15 protein-coding genes are annotated in these 14,491 nt (G+C 67.1%); all 15 read right to left on the bottom strand.

All coding sequences use genetic code 11. The features are described from left to right. Positions 1-14: 14 nt before the first annotated feature. The 15 genes from pyk to RIV14_RS03555 all read right to left on the bottom strand — a co-directional run bounded on the left by pyk (position 15) and on the right by RIV14_RS03555 (position 14,480). Positions 15-1,445, bottom strand: a complete 1,431-nt coding sequence (gene pyk / locus RIV14_RS03625) for a pyruvate kinase (protein ID WP_075372594.1) — start codon at positions 1,443-1,445, stop codon at positions 15-17. Positions 1,446-1,566: 121 nt separating this feature from the next. Next, positions 1,567-2,583, bottom strand: coding sequence for a prolipoprotein diacylglyceryl transferase (gene lgt / locus RIV14_RS03620; RefSeq protein WP_081381849.1), 1,017 nt, complete (start codon positions 2,581-2,583; stop codon positions 1,567-1,569). Between the two features lie 45 nt (positions 2,584-2,628). Beyond that, positions 2,629-3,453, bottom strand: a complete 825-nt coding sequence (locus RIV14_RS03615) for an indole-3-glycerol phosphate synthase TrpC (protein WP_075372595.1) — start codon at positions 3,451-3,453, stop codon at positions 2,629-2,631. 115 nt (positions 3,454-3,568) lie between these two features. After that, positions 3,569-3,931, bottom strand: coding sequence for a phosphoribosyl-AMP cyclohydrolase (gene hisI / locus RIV14_RS03610; RefSeq protein ID WP_178387866.1), 363 nt, complete (start codon positions 3,929-3,931; stop codon positions 3,569-3,571). A 27-nt stretch (positions 3,932-3,958) separates the two neighbouring features. Next, on the bottom strand, positions 3,959-4,348 hold the full coding sequence (locus RIV14_RS03605; RefSeq protein WP_075372624.1) for a DUF2752 domain-containing protein: 390 nt from the start codon (positions 4,346-4,348) through the stop codon (positions 3,959-3,961). A gap of 98 nt (positions 4,349-4,446) precedes the next feature. Next, the gene (locus tag RIV14_RS03600) at positions 4,447-5,040 is read right to left on the bottom strand and encodes a DUF4190 domain-containing protein (RefSeq protein ID WP_256699298.1); all 594 of its coding nucleotides are present in this window, start codon (positions 5,038-5,040) and stop codon (positions 4,447-4,449) included. 190 nt (positions 5,041-5,230) lie between these two features. Next, the gene (locus tag RIV14_RS03595; RefSeq protein WP_176747135.1) at positions 5,231-5,566 is read right to left on the bottom strand and encodes a DUF4190 domain-containing protein; all 336 of its coding nucleotides are present in this window, start codon (positions 5,564-5,566) and stop codon (positions 5,231-5,233) included. A 137-nt stretch (positions 5,567-5,703) separates the two neighbouring features. Beyond that, complete coding sequence (locus RIV14_RS03590) at positions 5,704-6,000, bottom strand: DUF4190 domain-containing protein (protein ID WP_081379609.1); 297 nt, start codon at positions 5,998-6,000, stop codon at positions 5,704-5,706. 87 nt (positions 6,001-6,087) lie between these two features. Beyond that, the gene (hisF, locus tag RIV14_RS03585; RefSeq protein ID WP_075372597.1) at positions 6,088-6,858 is read right to left on the bottom strand and encodes an imidazole glycerol phosphate synthase subunit HisF; all 771 of its coding nucleotides are present in this window, start codon (positions 6,856-6,858) and stop codon (positions 6,088-6,090) included. After that, on the bottom strand, positions 6,855-7,952 hold the full coding sequence (locus tag RIV14_RS03580; protein WP_309324874.1) for a hypothetical protein: 1,098 nt from the start codon (positions 7,950-7,952) through the stop codon (positions 6,855-6,857). Before RIV14_RS03580 ends, hisF begins: the two co-directional genes overlap by 4 nt. 404 nt (positions 7,953-8,356) lie before the next feature. Continuing rightward, positions 8,357-9,772: a Pup--protein ligase gene (pafA, locus tag RIV14_RS03575; protein ID WP_143224212.1), complete on the bottom strand. Its 1,416-nt coding sequence runs from the start codon at positions 9,770-9,772 to the stop codon at positions 8,357-8,359. Between the two features lie 2 nt (positions 9,773-9,774). Next, complete coding sequence (locus tag RIV14_RS03570; RefSeq protein WP_075372599.1) at positions 9,775-9,990, bottom strand: ubiquitin-like protein Pup; 216 nt, start codon at positions 9,988-9,990, stop codon at positions 9,775-9,777. A gap of 59 nt (positions 9,991-10,049) precedes the next feature. Next, on the bottom strand, positions 10,050-11,687 hold the full coding sequence (gene dop, locus RIV14_RS03565; RefSeq protein ID WP_075372600.1) for a depupylase/deamidase Dop: 1,638 nt from the start codon (positions 11,685-11,687) through the stop codon (positions 10,050-10,052). After that, positions 11,684-13,396, bottom strand: a complete 1,713-nt coding sequence (gene arc / locus RIV14_RS03560) for a proteasome ATPase (RefSeq protein WP_075372601.1) — start codon at positions 13,394-13,396, stop codon at positions 11,684-11,686. The genes dop and arc overlap by 4 nt, the downstream gene beginning before the upstream one ends. Beyond that, a complete protein-coding gene (locus RIV14_RS03555; RefSeq protein WP_075372602.1) occupies positions 13,389-14,480 on the bottom strand; it encodes a tRNA (adenine-N1)-methyltransferase in 1,092 nt (363 codons plus the stop codon). The genes arc and RIV14_RS03555 overlap by 8 nt, the downstream gene beginning before the upstream one ends. Positions 14,481-14,491 lie beyond the last annotated feature (11 nt).

Here is a 14,491-nt window from a genome sequence, read left to right as displayed (position 1 = left end):
TCAGTTCATGGTGCTCAGATTTTGTAGTCGCCCGTCTCGCCGACGGTGTGGACACGGATCGAGTTGGTCGAGCCGGGCGTGCCCGGAGGCATGCCGGCCACGATGACGACGGTATCCCCGGGCTGGGCCAGGTGCTTGTCCTGAAGGATCTCATCGACCTGGGCCACCATCTCGTCAGTGTGCTGGACCTCGGGCACCTCGTAGCACTGCACGCCCCAGGAGACGGCAAGCTGGTTACGGGTCTCGTGCAGCGGGGTGAAGGCCAGCAGCGGAAGCGGAGAGCGCAGACGCGACAGGCGTCGGGCGGTGTCACCGGACTGGGTGAAGGTCACCAGGTAGGTGACATCGAGATGCTCGCCCATCTCTGCGGCGGCGCGGGTCAGGGCGCCACCGCGCGTCTGCGGGTAGGAGCCCAGGCTGGGGATGCGCTCCCCTCCGTGCTCCTCGACGTTCTCGATGATGCTGGCCATGGTGCGCACAGCCTCGATGGGGTAGGCGCCCACGGAGGTCTCACCGGAGAGCATGACGGCGTCGGCGCCGTCGAGAATCGCGTTGGCGCAGTCGGAGGCCTCGGCCCGCGTGGGCCGCGGGTTCTGGATCATGGACTCCAGGACCTGGGTGGCCACGATGACCGGCTTGGCCTGCCGGCGAGCCAGCTCAATGGCACGCTTCTGCACCAGCGGGACGGCCTCCAGGGGCATCTCCACACCGAGGTCACCACGGGCCACCATGATGCCGTCGAAGGTGGAGACGATGTCGAAGAGGTTCTCCACCGCCTGGGGCTTCTCGATCTTGGCGATGACCGGGAGGCGTACGCCGACCTCGTCCATGATCTCGTGGACGTCCTTGATGTCATCGGCGTTGCGCACGAAGGACAGGGCGATGAGGTCGGCACCGATCTTGAGCGCCCAGCGCAGGTCCTCGCGGTCCTTCTCGCTGAGGGCCGGCACGGAGACGGCGACACCGGGCAGGTTGATGCCCTTGTTGTTGGAGACGTAACCGGGCACCTCGACCTTGGTGACGACATCGGTGTCGGTAACGGCCACGACGCGCACCGCGACGTTGCCGTCGTCAATGAGGAGACGGTCACCGGGGCGGCAGTCGCCGGGAAGCCCCTTGAAGGTGGTGGAGGCGCGCTTGACAGTGCCCAGGACGTCATCGATGGTGATGGTGAACTCGTCGCCCTTGTTGAGCATGACCTTCTGGTCGTCCACGAACCGCCCCAAGCGGATCTTGGGGCCCTGGAGATCGACGAGGACGGCGATGGCGCGACCGGAAGCAGCTGCGGCCTCACGGATGCGGCCGATGACCTCCTCCTGGTCCTCGGCGCGGCCGTGGGAGCGGTTGATGCGCGCAACGTTCATGCCGGCGTCCACGAGCGCTTGCACCTGCTCGGGAGAATCAGTAGCGGGTCCGAGGGTACATACGATCTTGGCTCTACGCATGGGCTAAGAATACGGGAACCGGGCCCTGTGCACGAGGAGGAATCTCGTCACTTGTCAGGTTGCGACCATCCTCACCCGGTTGCCTTCCGGCGGCGTGGCGGGCGGGTCCCCGATTCGGTCCCTACGAATCTGCCTGGTCCGGGCGGGCCGACGCCGCAGCGGTGGGTTCTGCCGGTGAGGCGTCGTCAGGCGAGTCGTGCTCGGCGGAGTCGTCCTCCCGGCCCTGTAAGCGATCCTTCCTTGCCCCGCGCCCCGGCCTGTCAATGGCGTCGCTCAGGGGGCGCCGGGAGGTGAGGGTCAGTCCGATGGCGCCGACGAGGAAGATGACGATGGAGGTCCACACGTTCAGTCTCAGGCCGAGGATCGTCTCCGCCTCGTCGATGCGCAGCATCTCGATCCACACGCGGCCGGCGGTGTAGATCATGAGGTAGATCCACAGCAGTCTCCCGCCCATGACCCCGCTGCGGGCGAGCATCCTTCTGCCGATCCACACCAGGAGGACCGCCCCAGCCAGGTTCCACAGGGCCTCATAGAGGAAGGTCGGATGAAACAGGGTCCCCGGCGGGTAGGTGGAACCCGCAGGCAGGTGGGCGTCGTCGATCCGCAGTCCCCAGGGCAGCGTCGTCGGGGAACCGTAGAGCTCCTGGTTGAACCAGTTGCCCAGTCGGCCGATCGCCTGAGCGACCAGCAGCGTCGGGGCGACGGCGTCGGCTAAGGGAGCCACCCGCAGGCCGCGATGACGCAGAAGGAGCACCCCGGCCAGGACCCCGCCGGCGATGCCTCCCCAGATTCCCAGGCCTCCCTGCCATGTCTGCGGGATACGGGCCAGGTCGCCGTTGGGGCCGAAGTAGTCGTCGGGCGAGGAGACCACGTGGTAGAGACGGGCACCCACGATTCCAGCCGGCACGGCCACGATGGCGACGTCGAGGACCAGCTCCGGTCGGCCTCCCCGGGCCCGGTAGCGCCGATCCGACCACCACACGGCCACGAAGACCCCGGTGAGGATGCACAACGCGTAGGCCCTCACCGGGATGGGGCCGAGGTACCACACGGCCGAGGACGGGCTCGGTATGCCTGCGGTCGGCACGGCCGTGAACGGCATCGCCGACATCGCCGACATCGTTGGCATTGTTGGCATTGTTGGCATTGTTGGCATCATGGCGGAAAGGGTGGCGACAGGCACTCAGAGAACCTCTCGATGGGCGGAGGGGATCAGTGCCGGGTGGGCGCCGGCGGCGACCAGCTCGGCAACGAACTGCTGGGGGTCGGTGGAGCGGATGATGGCCTCACCGACGAGGACGACATCGGCGCCGCAGCGCGCGAAGCTCATGACATCGTGCGGACCTCTGACGCCTCCGGCAGCGACCCGCACGACCTGCGTCGGCAGAACGTCAGTGACCTGATCGAACAGGCTGCAGTCGACGACCAGGGTGTCGGGATCGCGGGTATCGATGGCCACGATGTAGGCCCCTGCATCGACCGCGGTCAGCGCCTCGCGGCGGGTACGGACCTCGACGACGGCACCCATCCCCAGGGAGTGGACCCTCTCGATGAGCCCTTCGAGCACCAGGGTCTCAAGGCGGGCGTCGAGCATAAGCAGATCGGCACCGTGAGCCCGGGCCTCGTGCACCTGGTAGGGCGTGACCACCAGGTCGTTGGCGAGGATGGGAAGATCCACGGAGGCCCTGACGGCGTCCAGATCCTTGAGGGAGCCTCGCGTGGTGCTCGGCCCGGTGACCACTGAGACGCAGGCGGCACCGCCTGCGGCGTAGAAGCAGGCCAGCATCCCCGGATCCCCAACGCCGCTGAGGTCCGCGAACGTGGCCGTGGAGCGCTTGACCTCAGCGATCACCGTGACCGCCCGATCATCGGTACGCAGGCTGGACAGGGCGTTGATGGCGCCGGGAACCAGGCGGGAGGCCTCTTTGAGGCGGGCCAGGGGAACCAGCGAAGCGCGACGGTCAGCGGCCGCCTTGGCCCCGGCCACCATCGCCTCGAACGAGGTCATCACACACCTCCCCGATGTCGCCTGCCGGCGCTCCGGAAGAGCGCCTGTTCGTATCCATCGTGACGGCCCGAGGCCGTCTGTTGCAAATCGCTAAACCGCACTGCCCGAGGAGTGGTCAGTCGGGGCGCTCTCCCACGTACGCGCCCAGATCGCCACCGGACAGGAAGCAGGTGCGCTCGCCGGTGTGGCAGGCGGCTCCGACCTGATCGACCTCGATCAGGAGGGCGTCGCCGTCGCAGTCCAGATGAACGGACTTGACGTACTGGGCATGTCCGGACGTGTCCCCCTTGCGCCAGTACTCACGGCGGGACCGCGACCAGAAGGTCACTCGCCCCTCTTCCAGGGTGCGCCGGAGCGCCTCATCATCCATCCACCCCACCATGAGGACCTCACGTGAGTCGTACTGCTGGACGACGGCGCAGACCAGGCCGTCTGCGTTGCGCTTCAGACGCGCAGAGATCTGGGAATCGAGAGTCACAACCGCATTATGCACGCCAGGTGCTGCTCAGCCCGGAGGGCCGAGCAGCGGGCCGAGGTAGACCCACATGCCCGGCAGGTTGCGCACAACCGCAAAAACGGCCAGCGCCGCCCCGAGAAGGATGCCCTCCCTACCGGTGACGAGCGGTCGTCGCAGGCCTCGGGCGGATGCGAGCAACCAGCGCGCCACCAGAAGAACGACCACCGCCTCCAGCACGAGCGCAAAGGGGTTGTAGCCCATGGCGGCCCACAGGTCGCCGTGCATGAGCTCACGAGTCGCCCTGGTGCCTCCGCACAGCGGGCACCACAGCCCTGTGGTGCGGTGAAGTGGGCAGAGGTCGGGAAGCCCCGGAGAGCTGCGGGGCAGAGTCAGTGCGCGAAGCACGATGAGGCCACCCGGCAGGGCGGACAGAACCATCAGAAGCCCCAGTCCGATCCGCCTTCCGGATCCCGCGCGCCCACCGGAGCGCTCGAGCCTCTTCGAGGCATTCGCGCAGCAGTCTTCAGACATACAGTTCATTGAAGCAACATCACCATGAGCAGAATAAGGGAGCCAGCACTGATGACAGTACCAATGGCGCCTGTCACTACTCCGGCTATCGACAGTCCCTTGTTCGAGGCACGCCCCTCATTGGCGGCACCCACGCCCAGCACTCCGACGACGATCGCCGGTATGCCCAAGATCAGGCCGAAAGACAAGCAGTTCGCAAAGATACTCGCAATACCGAGCCCGAGCGCCCACCCACCGAGGGCGTTGGCCTCATGCCGACGCGGATCGTAAGGTGCCCCCCAGTACGCACCTTGACCATATGGCGGATACGGGCCATAAGAAGGAGACGGATAGGGGTACTGCTGACTGTAGGGCTCCCCGTAGGTCTGGCTGTAAGGCTGCTGACCGAACCCTGAATAAGGGATCACCTGGTCTCCCGGTGCCGTCGGGAAGGGGAGCGACTGATCACCAAGGTCGTCCACGCTGTAGTAACCGTTCTGGGTCGATGACATGCCCGAAGCAGATTGGGAGGCAACATTGGAGTCAGAAGGATAGGAATAAGGAGAACCAGCAACTCCTCGACGATAAGGATCTGCTTGGTAAGGATTCAATTCACTCATTATTCCTCCCCTGGGGCGAAGCGCGGCACTCAGCCTACACGAGCACACATATCACACCCCTGGGAACGACCTCATCTCAACGGGGAGAACACCCCATCATTCTCGACGTTCACGCCACACAGTCCTTGCTCCGTTGTGCAGGCAATTGACGAAGTCCCTGCACAACGGAGCGGAGACGACAGACGAGGACCTAGGACTGGAATCCGCTCACGAGTCGTTCACTCAGACCAGTGGCGTAGAAGACGATCGCCAGCACAATAGAGAGAATACCCAAGGCGATACCCGCAATGGACATCCCCTTATTGGTGGCACGTCCCTCGTTCGCTGCTTGCATACCCAGAAAACCTACGATTATCGCAGGAATACCGGTGAAGATACCGCAGCAGACAAAACTGGCGATACCAAGACCAAGCGCCCACCCTCCCAACGAATTCTTCTCATCAGGGCGAGGACCGAATCCACCAGGGACATATCCTCCGGGCTGCGGATTGTACTGACCGCCGGGGTACGGGCCCATGTTACTCATAGCATCTCTCCGTGTAGATAGGGTTCAATGATGTTCAGTATGTTGCTGAAGTATAACAGGACTCACGCAGCACGCAAATCGAGCCGCCTGGGCGGCGCCACCTCAGCACAGCGCCGGTATCCGACCTGCCCCCCCTCTCACCTGAGTCCCATCCTCACAAGCAGATAAATCAGGGTGGCACAGAACCCGATAACCCCCAGGACAATTCCAGCGGTTCCTGCGCCTCGATTAGTGGCCTCACCGCGATCTGCCGCCGCCTGGGCTTGCAGCCCTAAAACGATCGCGATGACCCCAAAAATGATTCCGCAGCAGAAAATACTCGCAATCCCCAGACCAAGAGACCAGTTCCCCAAGTAGTTCCTCTCACTGTCTGGGTTCTTCCAAGAATTCCCGCCACTTGGATAACTGGGCTCGTTGTAATAGAAGTGGCTCACGCACTCTCCTCGGACTCAGCCACACAGGCACCTTCAGGAACGGGCAGTGCACCGGCACCTCACCCGCCGCTCAGTCTCCCACAGTTTTTAACGGACCGGGTGGTCTGCGTCTCGCAGGGCATTCTTGGCCTCAACGATGGTCATCACTCCGTAGTGGAACACTGAGGCTGCCAGAACGGCGTCGGCACCATGGTTGGCGGCTGTGACGAAGTCCTGTGGGCATCCGGCACCGCCGGAGGCGATGAGTGGCACCCGGACCCGTCGACGAACGGCGTCGATCATCTCGGTGTCGAATCCTTTGGTGACTCCGTCGGCGTCCATGGAGTTCAGGAGAATCTCACCGGCGCCGAGCTCTGCTCCTTGAACCGCCCAGGCGACTGCGTCGATGCCGGTGGAGGTCCGCCCTCCGTGTGTGGTGACCTCGAAGCCGGAGGCCGTTGAGACACCGGAGGGGCACCGACGCGCATCCACGGACAGGACGACCACCTGGTTGCCGAAACGCTGCGCTACCTGCGTCAACAGCTCGGGACGGTTGATGGCCGCGGTGTTGATACCGACTTTGTCCGCCCCAGCCCGCAGCAGCTGGTCCACGTCATCGACTGAGCGCACTCCCCCGCCGACGGTCAGTGGAACGAAGACCTGCTCGGCAGTACGGCGGACCACGTCCAACATGGTGGAACGTCCCTCGTGCGAGGCCGAGACGTCGAGGAAGGTGATCTCATCGGCCCCCTGAGCGCCGTAGCGGGAGGCCAGCTCCACGGGGTCTCCGGCGTCCTTGAGACCTTGGAAGTTGACGCCTTTGACGACGCGACCGTCCTTGACGTCCAGGCAGGGAATGATGCGGATGGCAACGCTCATGACTGGTCCTTGGATGTTGGGCCGGCGGAGGAATCAGTGGTAGCGCTCGACTCGCTGCCCGCACGAGCCCCGGATGCTTTGGGAGCCTGGGTGGGGTCCTTGGCCAGGACGTCGATCACGACGACGACTGGTTCCTTGCCCTGCGCCTGCTCAGCGGGCAGTGAGAGGACCACCCGGGAGCCGACCGTGATATCAACCAGGTTCTGGGAGACTCCCACCAGCGCGTTGCTCATGTCGAGCTGCTTGGGCGGCTCCTGGTGTCCGAAGGTTGATTTCTCCAGGGGCTGTCCCGTGGCCCAGCTGACCATCGTGGTCCGAGCGATCAGACGGTCCTGGGCACCGATCTGGGGACCGGTGCCCTTGATGAGGATCTCTGTGGACACTCGAGTCGGTGCAGGAAGTCCGGCGCTGCTGACGGTGATGGAGCCGTCCGGTCCTTCAGTCACCGTGGGGGTCCCTGCCGCCGGCTGCCTCGCCTCCCCTGTCGCCGTGGTGGGCAGAAGGTCGACAACGGTGATCTTCGTCGTCCGGGAGCCGTTGTCCTCCTCGGCCGGTTCGCGCAGGACGACACGGGCACCTTCGTGCTGGCCGGAGACCGCTGTGTTGATGTAGTTGCCCACGTCGGGGCCGAGCAGGCCCTGCCAGAGCTTGTACCCCGCTTCGTTACCTGTCGTGTTGCGCCCATTGAGACCGGAGAACTGCGAGACCTGCAGGATCACTGGCGTTCCCTCGGAGACCGCGCGCCCCTGCCCGGTCTGGACGACGTCGGTCAGTACCGAGCCAGGAGCTGACAGAGAGGCGTCGCCGTTCAGCTCGATGGAGGGCGCCACCCCCGATCCGACCCGTCCGCTGACCTTCAGCAGCTGGCTGAGGGGGGCGTTGCCGTCCAGTACGGTCGACTGGGCCGCGGTGCTGGTGCCCGCACCGTTCCTTCCGGAGATGAGCTTGTTGACGGCCAGCGGCACCAGGATCATGGCAAGGACGACGACACCGATCAGGCCGACCGCCAGAGGACCCCGGGGCATGCGCCCCAGCGGGCCGCCCAGGGTACGTCGCCGCTGCGTCGGTTCCGGCTCCTGGGTTTCGGTGACCACCTCGTCGTGCCGGTGCCCGGGCTGATGAGACAGATCGCGTCGATCAGCTCGTGCGGCCGGCGTGTGCGCGCTGCGAGGATCATGGCTGCTACCCGGTATCTGAGGCTGTGGCTGAGTCCGTGGCTGTGGCTTTGGCTGCGGTTGCAGTTCAGTGCGCGGCGCCGGCGTGCCGGTTGCGGGTCGGGTGCCGGGGGACGCAGTACCGGCGGGGCGGGTCTGAACAGCAGGATGGGACAGTGCCGGCAGGTCCTGGGTCGCCGCCTCCTGCTGGGCCTGCTGAGCACGTTCGAGCGCACGGCGCTGACGCCGTGTCAGGGGCATGCCCACTTCGGGATCCGGGGAGGAGGTAGTACTCATGTTGCGTCTTCCGTCTGTCGCCTTGCCAGTGCCGTGAACCTCACTGTTCACACCCCGATGGGAAGGTCGGTTGCCGGGCGCTCCATGCTCTCCAGGAGTGCATCGATGCGCTCGTCTACGGCACAGAAGGGATCACTCAGCATAACAGGTGAGCAGACGCCGTCGTCGAGTCGAACCCCCACCCAGTCGACACTCACGTCGCGGCGCAGGTCCTCAGCCCTGGCAACGACCGCGCCCCGCAGGCGCGCACGCGTGGTGGCGGGTGGGGTGTCCACCGCCCTCCGGCAGGTCTCTTCGTCGACGAATCGGCGCAGGAGCCCGGCGCCCTCCAGCCGCTGTCGCAGTCCCCCACCGGCAGAGACGTCGTGGTAGGCCAGGGCCAAGCGCCTCACCCGGGGATCGGTCAGATCGGTGTCGTGCCGCTGGCAGTAACGGGTCAGCAGCCGCTGCTTGACCGCCCAGTCCAGCTCCGTGTCCACAAGCTCGGGCTGCTGCAGGCGCAGGGCCTGGAGTCCTCGTTCCCACAGATCCAGTGCGGCAGTGTGGAGAGCAGTGACCTCGATGTCCCGTGCGACGTGATCGCGGAGACGTCCCAGGTGCTCGGCCTGCATCTCCAACGGCGTGATGGTCCGCCCGTCGACTCGCTCCAGCAGCACCCCTCCACTCATGTCATGGCAGGTGTCGCGGATGGCCCTCATGGGATCGGCCAGGGCCAGATCACCAAGGTCTCCCCCGTGCTCCAGGTAGTCCAGGAGCAGGTCCATGCCCGCCACCTTGAGCAGGGTGGATCCCTGAGCGATGTTGGAGTCCCCGACGATGACATGCATGCGCCGGTAGCGCTCGGCATCGGCATGTGGTTCGTCCCGGGTGTTGATCAGCGGCCTGGCCCGGGTCGTGGCTGAGGAGACGGCATCCCACATCTGGTCGGCCCGCTGGGAGAAGACGTAGCCCCTGATCCCGTCGCCCGCGATATGGCCGGCGCCGACGAGGATCTGCCGGGTCACCAGGTGGGGTACGAGAGTGCGGGCATCGTTCCAGAAGTCTCCCCGACGACGCACGAGGTAGTTCTCGTGGCACCCGAAGCCGTTGCCCTCGGCATCGCGGTTGTTCTTCAGCAGGTGGATCTGCCCGGCAACGCCCGTTGCGGCCAAGCGGGTGTTGGCCTGCTCGGCGAGATCGGCCATGACGAGCTCACCGGCGCGGTCCTGTGCGAGCACGTCCTCAAGGCGGTCGCACTCGGCGGTGGCGAACTCGGGGTGGGAGCCCACGTCCAGGTAGAGACGAGCGCCCCCACGAGTGAAGACGTTCGAGGAGCGCGAGCGCTGTACCACGGGATCGAAGAGCTCACGAGCGGCGTGGTCGGCGTCCATGGGAGGAGGGCCGTCGGTGGTGGGGGCACAGGTGATGCCGTACTCGGTCTCCACCCCGATGATGCGCCGCGCCAAGGGCCGTGAGCCGCTCATGCTCACTGGCCGCCCTTCTGGACGAAGCCCTGGACGAAGGCTGCGGCGTTGGTCTCAATGACCGAGTCGATCTCATCGAGGATGCTGTCAACGTCACTGGCCTGCCCGGCCGACGCCGATGTCCCGGCGCTGATCGCCTGGTCAGTGTCCGCTGCGGTGGTCTCGACACCGCCGTGACGGACCTGCCCATGGGACTGACTGGCGTGCTGCGGCGTCATGTGTTGCTCCTTCACTCGTCCTGCCCAGCTGCGCACCGCTGGTGAGCGTGTTGCAAGGCTCAGTGTCTCTCAGGTTCCGCCCGGCGACCAATTTCCTCCAGGATGGTCGCCATCTCATCGGGGCCGACGACCACGTCGTCGGGCAGGCGCAGACGCGCCAGCTCGGGGGCGCCCGGAACGTCAAGGAGGAGGCAGGTCCAGGAGGCACCCACGACCTGCGGGTGGCGGCGGATGGCGGTTCCCCGGATGGCGGCACGTGTGCCCTCGGGTGGTGTGTCGGCCGCGCGCTGGATCTCTGCCTCGGAAACCAACCGGTGGATCCTGCCGGCGGCGTCGAGCCGGTCGACGACGGATCGCCCCGGGCGCAGATCGGCCCACTGGATGTCGAGAGCCGCCAGACGAGGATCGTCCCAGCCGGTTCCCGACCTGCGGCGCAGTCCCTCACAGAGCTCGTACTTGGCGACCCACTCCACCATCTGGGCGGCCGGGCCGGCTCCGTCGTGGCGCCACTGCTCCAGGGCGTCGAGGACCTGCCTCCACAGAGCCAGGGCGCGATGGGCCTGAGCGTTTTCCACACGTGTGACGGCTGGGCTGATGGCATCGAGGAAGGCGCGTTGAATCGCCAGGGCGGTCATGGACCCGGACTGGGTGCGCAGCTCGTGGGAGAGGGTGGGGTCGTGAGAAAGTGCCCAGTGCTCCTCGACGGGGTCGCCGATGATGGTCAGGCGCCTGAGACGGGTCAGAGTCTCCGTGAACCGGTCGGAGCCCTCGGTGTACGCCTGCTCCAGGAACCACAGGAGCAGGTCGGTGGTGGCGATCTTGAGGTAGATGGGAACGTCGAAGCGGTTGGCGTCCCCGTTGATGACGTGAAGACGGCGCCAGCGGGCGTCGGCGTGCGGCTCGTCGCGGGTGTTGATGATGGGGCGGTTGAAGGTGGTCTGCAGGCCGATCTCGGACTCGACGTAGTCGGCGCGCTGACTGATCTGGAATCCGGGGCGTTCACTGCGTTGTCCGATGCCGACCCGGCCGGAGCCTACGAGGACGGGCCTGGTGACGAGGAAAGGGGCGAGGACCTCGGCCAGCGCCTCGAAGGGCACGTCGCGCCGCACGAGGTAGTTCTCGTGGGAGCCGTAGGCCGCACCCTTGCCGTCCACATTGTTCTTGTACAGGACGATCTGCGCCGGCGCATCGACGCTGCCCTCATCCAGGGCCGTCATGGCGCGCCGGGCGACCACCTCGCCGGCACGATCCCAGATCAGGGCGTCGCGAGGGGTGAGGACCTCGGGTGAGGAGTACTCGGGGTGGGCGTGATCCACGTAGAAGCGGGCACCGTTGACCAGGACCGCCGTCGTGGCCCGGGGCAGGGCCGCCTCGGCGGCACTGGGGCGGGCGCGCGATCCCCAGGGAGCCGGCGGAACGTCACCTGACGGCGCCGGGCGTGCGGGGTCGTCGGTGAGTTGGCTGGGGTGGGCGGCGGAACGCCGAAGCCTGCCGCCACGCAGATCGGCCAGAGGATCCTCGCCCTCGTAGTCCCACCGCGCCGTGGGCACACCGGCGCCGACGCTGTAGGCCTCCACCACCCGGGTGGACAGGACCACGGGGTTGGCGTAGGCGTCGCCCGGACGCAGGACCCCGAACTCGGTCTCCAGGCCGACGGGTCGCGTCACCGGGCCGGGCTGAAAGCCGACGTCGTTCATGTGCTCTCCTTGCCGAGTCTGTGCACGCTGAGGATCTGCGAGGTGCGGGTGCCGATGAGCCGGGCCCACCCCTCGGGGGTGGTGGCGCCAGTGATCTCCTCGTTCTGCCGCGCCTCGGTCTCGACGGCCAAGCGGAGCCTGGCTGCGCTCAGCCCGCCCGCTCCCCCGGCGAGCTCATCCTTGATGGAGGCGGTCTTGGCGCGCGAGACGATGGCGGCCAGCATGGCGCCACTGGTGAGGTCGGCCAGGTGAAGGACGCGGGTGGAGGTGCCGCCGGCCGCGTGGGCCTCGGTGATCTCCAGGACGGCGGTGGCGTCGTTGCGGGCGTAGAGGGCCTCGACGACGACGCGGCGCAAAGAGGCGGCGGTGGCCGCGTGGTCTCCCCCGTGGGCCGCGAGCTCGGCCGGGGCCAGGGGCAGGTCGGCGGTGAGGTGCCGGGCGAGGATCTCCTCAGCAGCGGCCGCATCGGGCCGGTTGATGCGGATCTTCACGTCCAGGCGCCCGGGGCGCAGGATGGCGGGGTCGATCATGTCCTCCCGGTTGGAGGCCCCGATGATGACGACGTTGCGCAGGGACTCCACGCCGTCGATCTCCGCCAGGACCTGGGGCACGATCATGGTCTCGACGTCGGAGGACACGCCGGTGCCGCGGGTACGGAAGAGGGCCTCCATCTCGTCGAAGAAGATGACCACCGGCCGGTCCTCGGCAGCGGCCTTGCGGGCCTGGTCGAAGATGGCGCGGATCTGGCGCTCGGTCTCACCGACGAACTTGCTCAGCAGCTCAGGACCCTTGATGTTGAGGAACGCCGCCGAGCGCCCTGTGACGCCGCAGGCGCTGGGAGAGCCGGCCAGCGAGGTGGCCACGGCCTTGGCGATGAGGGTCTTGCCGCAGCCGGGCGGGCCGTAGAGCAGCAGTCCCTTGGGGGCGCGCAGGCCGTAGGTCTGGAAGAGCTCGGGGTGGGTGAAGGGCAGCTCGAGGGCATCGCGGATCTGCTCGATCTGCGGGCCCAGCCCCCCGATGTCCGACCAGGAGACGTCGGGTGTCTCGGCGACGACCAGCTGCTCGACACTGGTGCGCTCAATGAGAGTCGTGGCGACGTCGGCGCGCAGGTCGGCGGCCAGGGTGTCGCCGGGCTTGAGCCCCTCGCCGGCCTCGGAGATGCGGCGAAGAGCCGAGGACAGGGTGAGGATCCGGGTGCCTCCTGCGCCGGTAGTCACCAGGACCCGGGCGTCATCGAGCCTCTCCTCCAGGGTGACGGCCTCACCGGTGCACGGCTCGGGGAGGGTGGCGACGACGAGCATCTGGTCGTTGACGGCCACGAGCCGCCCGACCTGCAGCTCGGTGTCATCGACGCCGGGGTGGACGTGCAGGAGCATCTGGCGGCCGGACAGGCTCACGGCGACCTCGCGGGGCCGGGCGGCGTCGGCGGCATCGACGGCATCGTCAGTGTCACCTACAGCACCCCTCGTGCGGGGACGACCAGTGAGCAGTCCCAGGGTGACCGGGGGGTGGGTGACGGCGTCGAGCTGCTGGCCGAGCTCGGCGATGCGCTCGCGGGCGGTGCCCAGAGCGGCTACCAGGCGCTCGTTCTTGGCCGCCAGGCTGACGGCCTGGGCGCGGGCCTCACGCAGCTGGTGGCTGGTGAAGTCCGCAGCAGGCATCCCCAGTGGCTGAGCTGTGCCTGCGCCGGCCGCAGACGTCTCAGACATGGTCAGTACCGTCCTGGTCGTCGTCCGCGCTCCCGCTGAGAACGGGTGTGGCGTCGGAGGGCTGCTTGGCCTGGCAGTCACGCAGAACGCGGCGGACCTTCTTGTCGGTGCTGGTGTGCTCCTTGACGTCGTCGGGCAGCCAGTAGCCGCCCTCGTCGTAGGCGCCGCGGGCGGGCGGGCGCTTGCGGGTCAGGGGCCGGGAGCCTGTGGCCAGGCGACGGGCGGTCAGCAGGAAGCCGGTGTGCGCCACCATGCGGTGGTCGGGGCGCACGGCGAGTCCGTCGACGTTCCAGGTGCGCACCATGGACTCCCAGGACTCGGGCTCGGTGAACAGGCCGCTGTGTCGCAGGGCCTCCACGGTGCGGGAGAGCTGGGTGACGGTGGCCACGTAGGCCAGGAAGAGTCCACCCGGGGCCAGGGCTTGGGAAGCGGCCTCGACGTTCTCCCAGGGGGCGAGCATGTCCAGGACCACCCGGTCGATGCTGCCGGGTTCCACCCGGGCGGCGACGACGTCGGCGAAGTCCCCGGTGCGCAGCTCCCAGGCGGGGTGGTGGCGGCCGAACCAGGCGTCGACGTTGGAGGCGGCGATCCGGGCGAAGTCCTCACGACGCTCGATGGACAGCAGGTGGCCGCCCTCCCCGATGGCGGAGAGCAGGTTCATAGTGAGGGCCCCCGAGCCGACGCCGGCCTCCAGGACGCGGGCGCCGGGGAAGATGTCGCCCAGGGCGATGACCTGACCGGAGTCCTTGGGGTAGACCACCTGCGCGCCGCGGGGCATGGACAGGACGTAGTCGGCCAGGAGCGGGCGCAGCAGGAGCAGCTCGTGGCCGGTGTCGGTCTCGATGACGCTGCCCTCGTCCATGCCGACGACGTCTCGGTGGCGGAAGGAGCCACGCACGGATTGGAAGTAGCCGTGGGGGTCGAGCAGAAAGGTGTTCTTACGGCCCTTGGTGTCGGTGACCTGGATGCGTTCGCCGTAGCGAAAAGGGCCACGGCGACCGGCCTGCCCCAGGATCTCCTGGGGGGCGGGGCGCTGGGAGGACTCCGTGGGTGAGTTCACCGTGTGCTCAGTCTGCTCGCTCATCAGGGCGAGTG

It is taken from the genome of Actinomyces acetigenes, assembly GCF_031296635.1.
Classification (GTDB): domain Bacteria; phylum Actinomycetota; class Actinomycetes; order Actinomycetales; family Actinomycetaceae; genus Actinomyces; species Actinomyces acetigenes.
The sequence above is the reverse complement of the archived record's forward strand: the minus strand, read 5'-3'. Positions and strand labels throughout refer to the sequence as shown.

What these genes read in the sequence shown, in the direction of transcription:
- pyk (WP_075372594.1), bottom strand. Translation starts at nt 1,445, where the DNA reads ATGCGTAGAGCCAAGATCGTATGTACCCTCGGACCCGCTACTGATTCT.
- lgt (WP_081381849.1), bottom strand. Translation starts at nt 2,583, where the DNA reads ATGCCAACAATGCCAACGATGTCGGCGATGTCGGCGATGCCGTTCACG.
- RIV14_RS03615 (WP_075372595.1), bottom strand. Translation starts at nt 3,453, where the DNA reads ATGACCTCGTTCGAGGCGATGGTGGCCGGGGCCAAGGCGGCCGCTGAC.
- RIV14_RS03605 (WP_075372624.1), bottom strand. Translation starts at nt 4,348, where the DNA reads ATGGTTCTGTCCGCCCTGCCGGGTGGCCTCATCGTGCTTCGCGCACTG.
- RIV14_RS03600 (WP_256699298.1), bottom strand. Translation starts at nt 5,040, where the DNA reads ATGAGTGAATTGAATCCTTACCAAGCAGATCCTTATCGTCGAGGAGTT.
- RIV14_RS03595 (WP_176747135.1), bottom strand. Translation starts at nt 5,566, where the DNA reads ATGAGTAACATGGGCCCGTACCCCGGCGGTCAGTACAATCCGCAGCCC.
- hisF (WP_075372597.1), bottom strand. Translation starts at nt 6,858, where the DNA reads ATGAGCGTTGCCATCCGCATCATTCCCTGCCTGGACGTCAAGGACGGT.
- pafA (WP_143224212.1), bottom strand. Translation starts at nt 9,772, where the DNA reads ATGAGCGGCTCACGGCCCTTGGCGCGGCGCATCATCGGGGTGGAGACC.
- RIV14_RS03570 (WP_075372599.1), bottom strand. Translation starts at nt 9,990, where the DNA reads ATGACGCCGCAGCACGCCAGTCAGTCCCATGGGCAGGTCCGTCACGGC.
- dop (WP_075372600.1), bottom strand. Translation starts at nt 11,687, where the DNA reads ATGAACGACGTCGGCTTTCAGCCCGGCCCGGTGACGCGACCCGTCGGC.
- arc (WP_075372601.1), bottom strand. Translation starts at nt 13,396, where the DNA reads ATGTCTGAGACGTCTGCGGCCGGCGCAGGCACAGCTCAGCCACTGGGG.
- RIV14_RS03555 (WP_075372602.1), bottom strand. Translation starts at nt 14,480, where the DNA reads ATGAGCGAGCAGACTGAGCACACGGTGAACTCACCCACGGAGTCCTCC.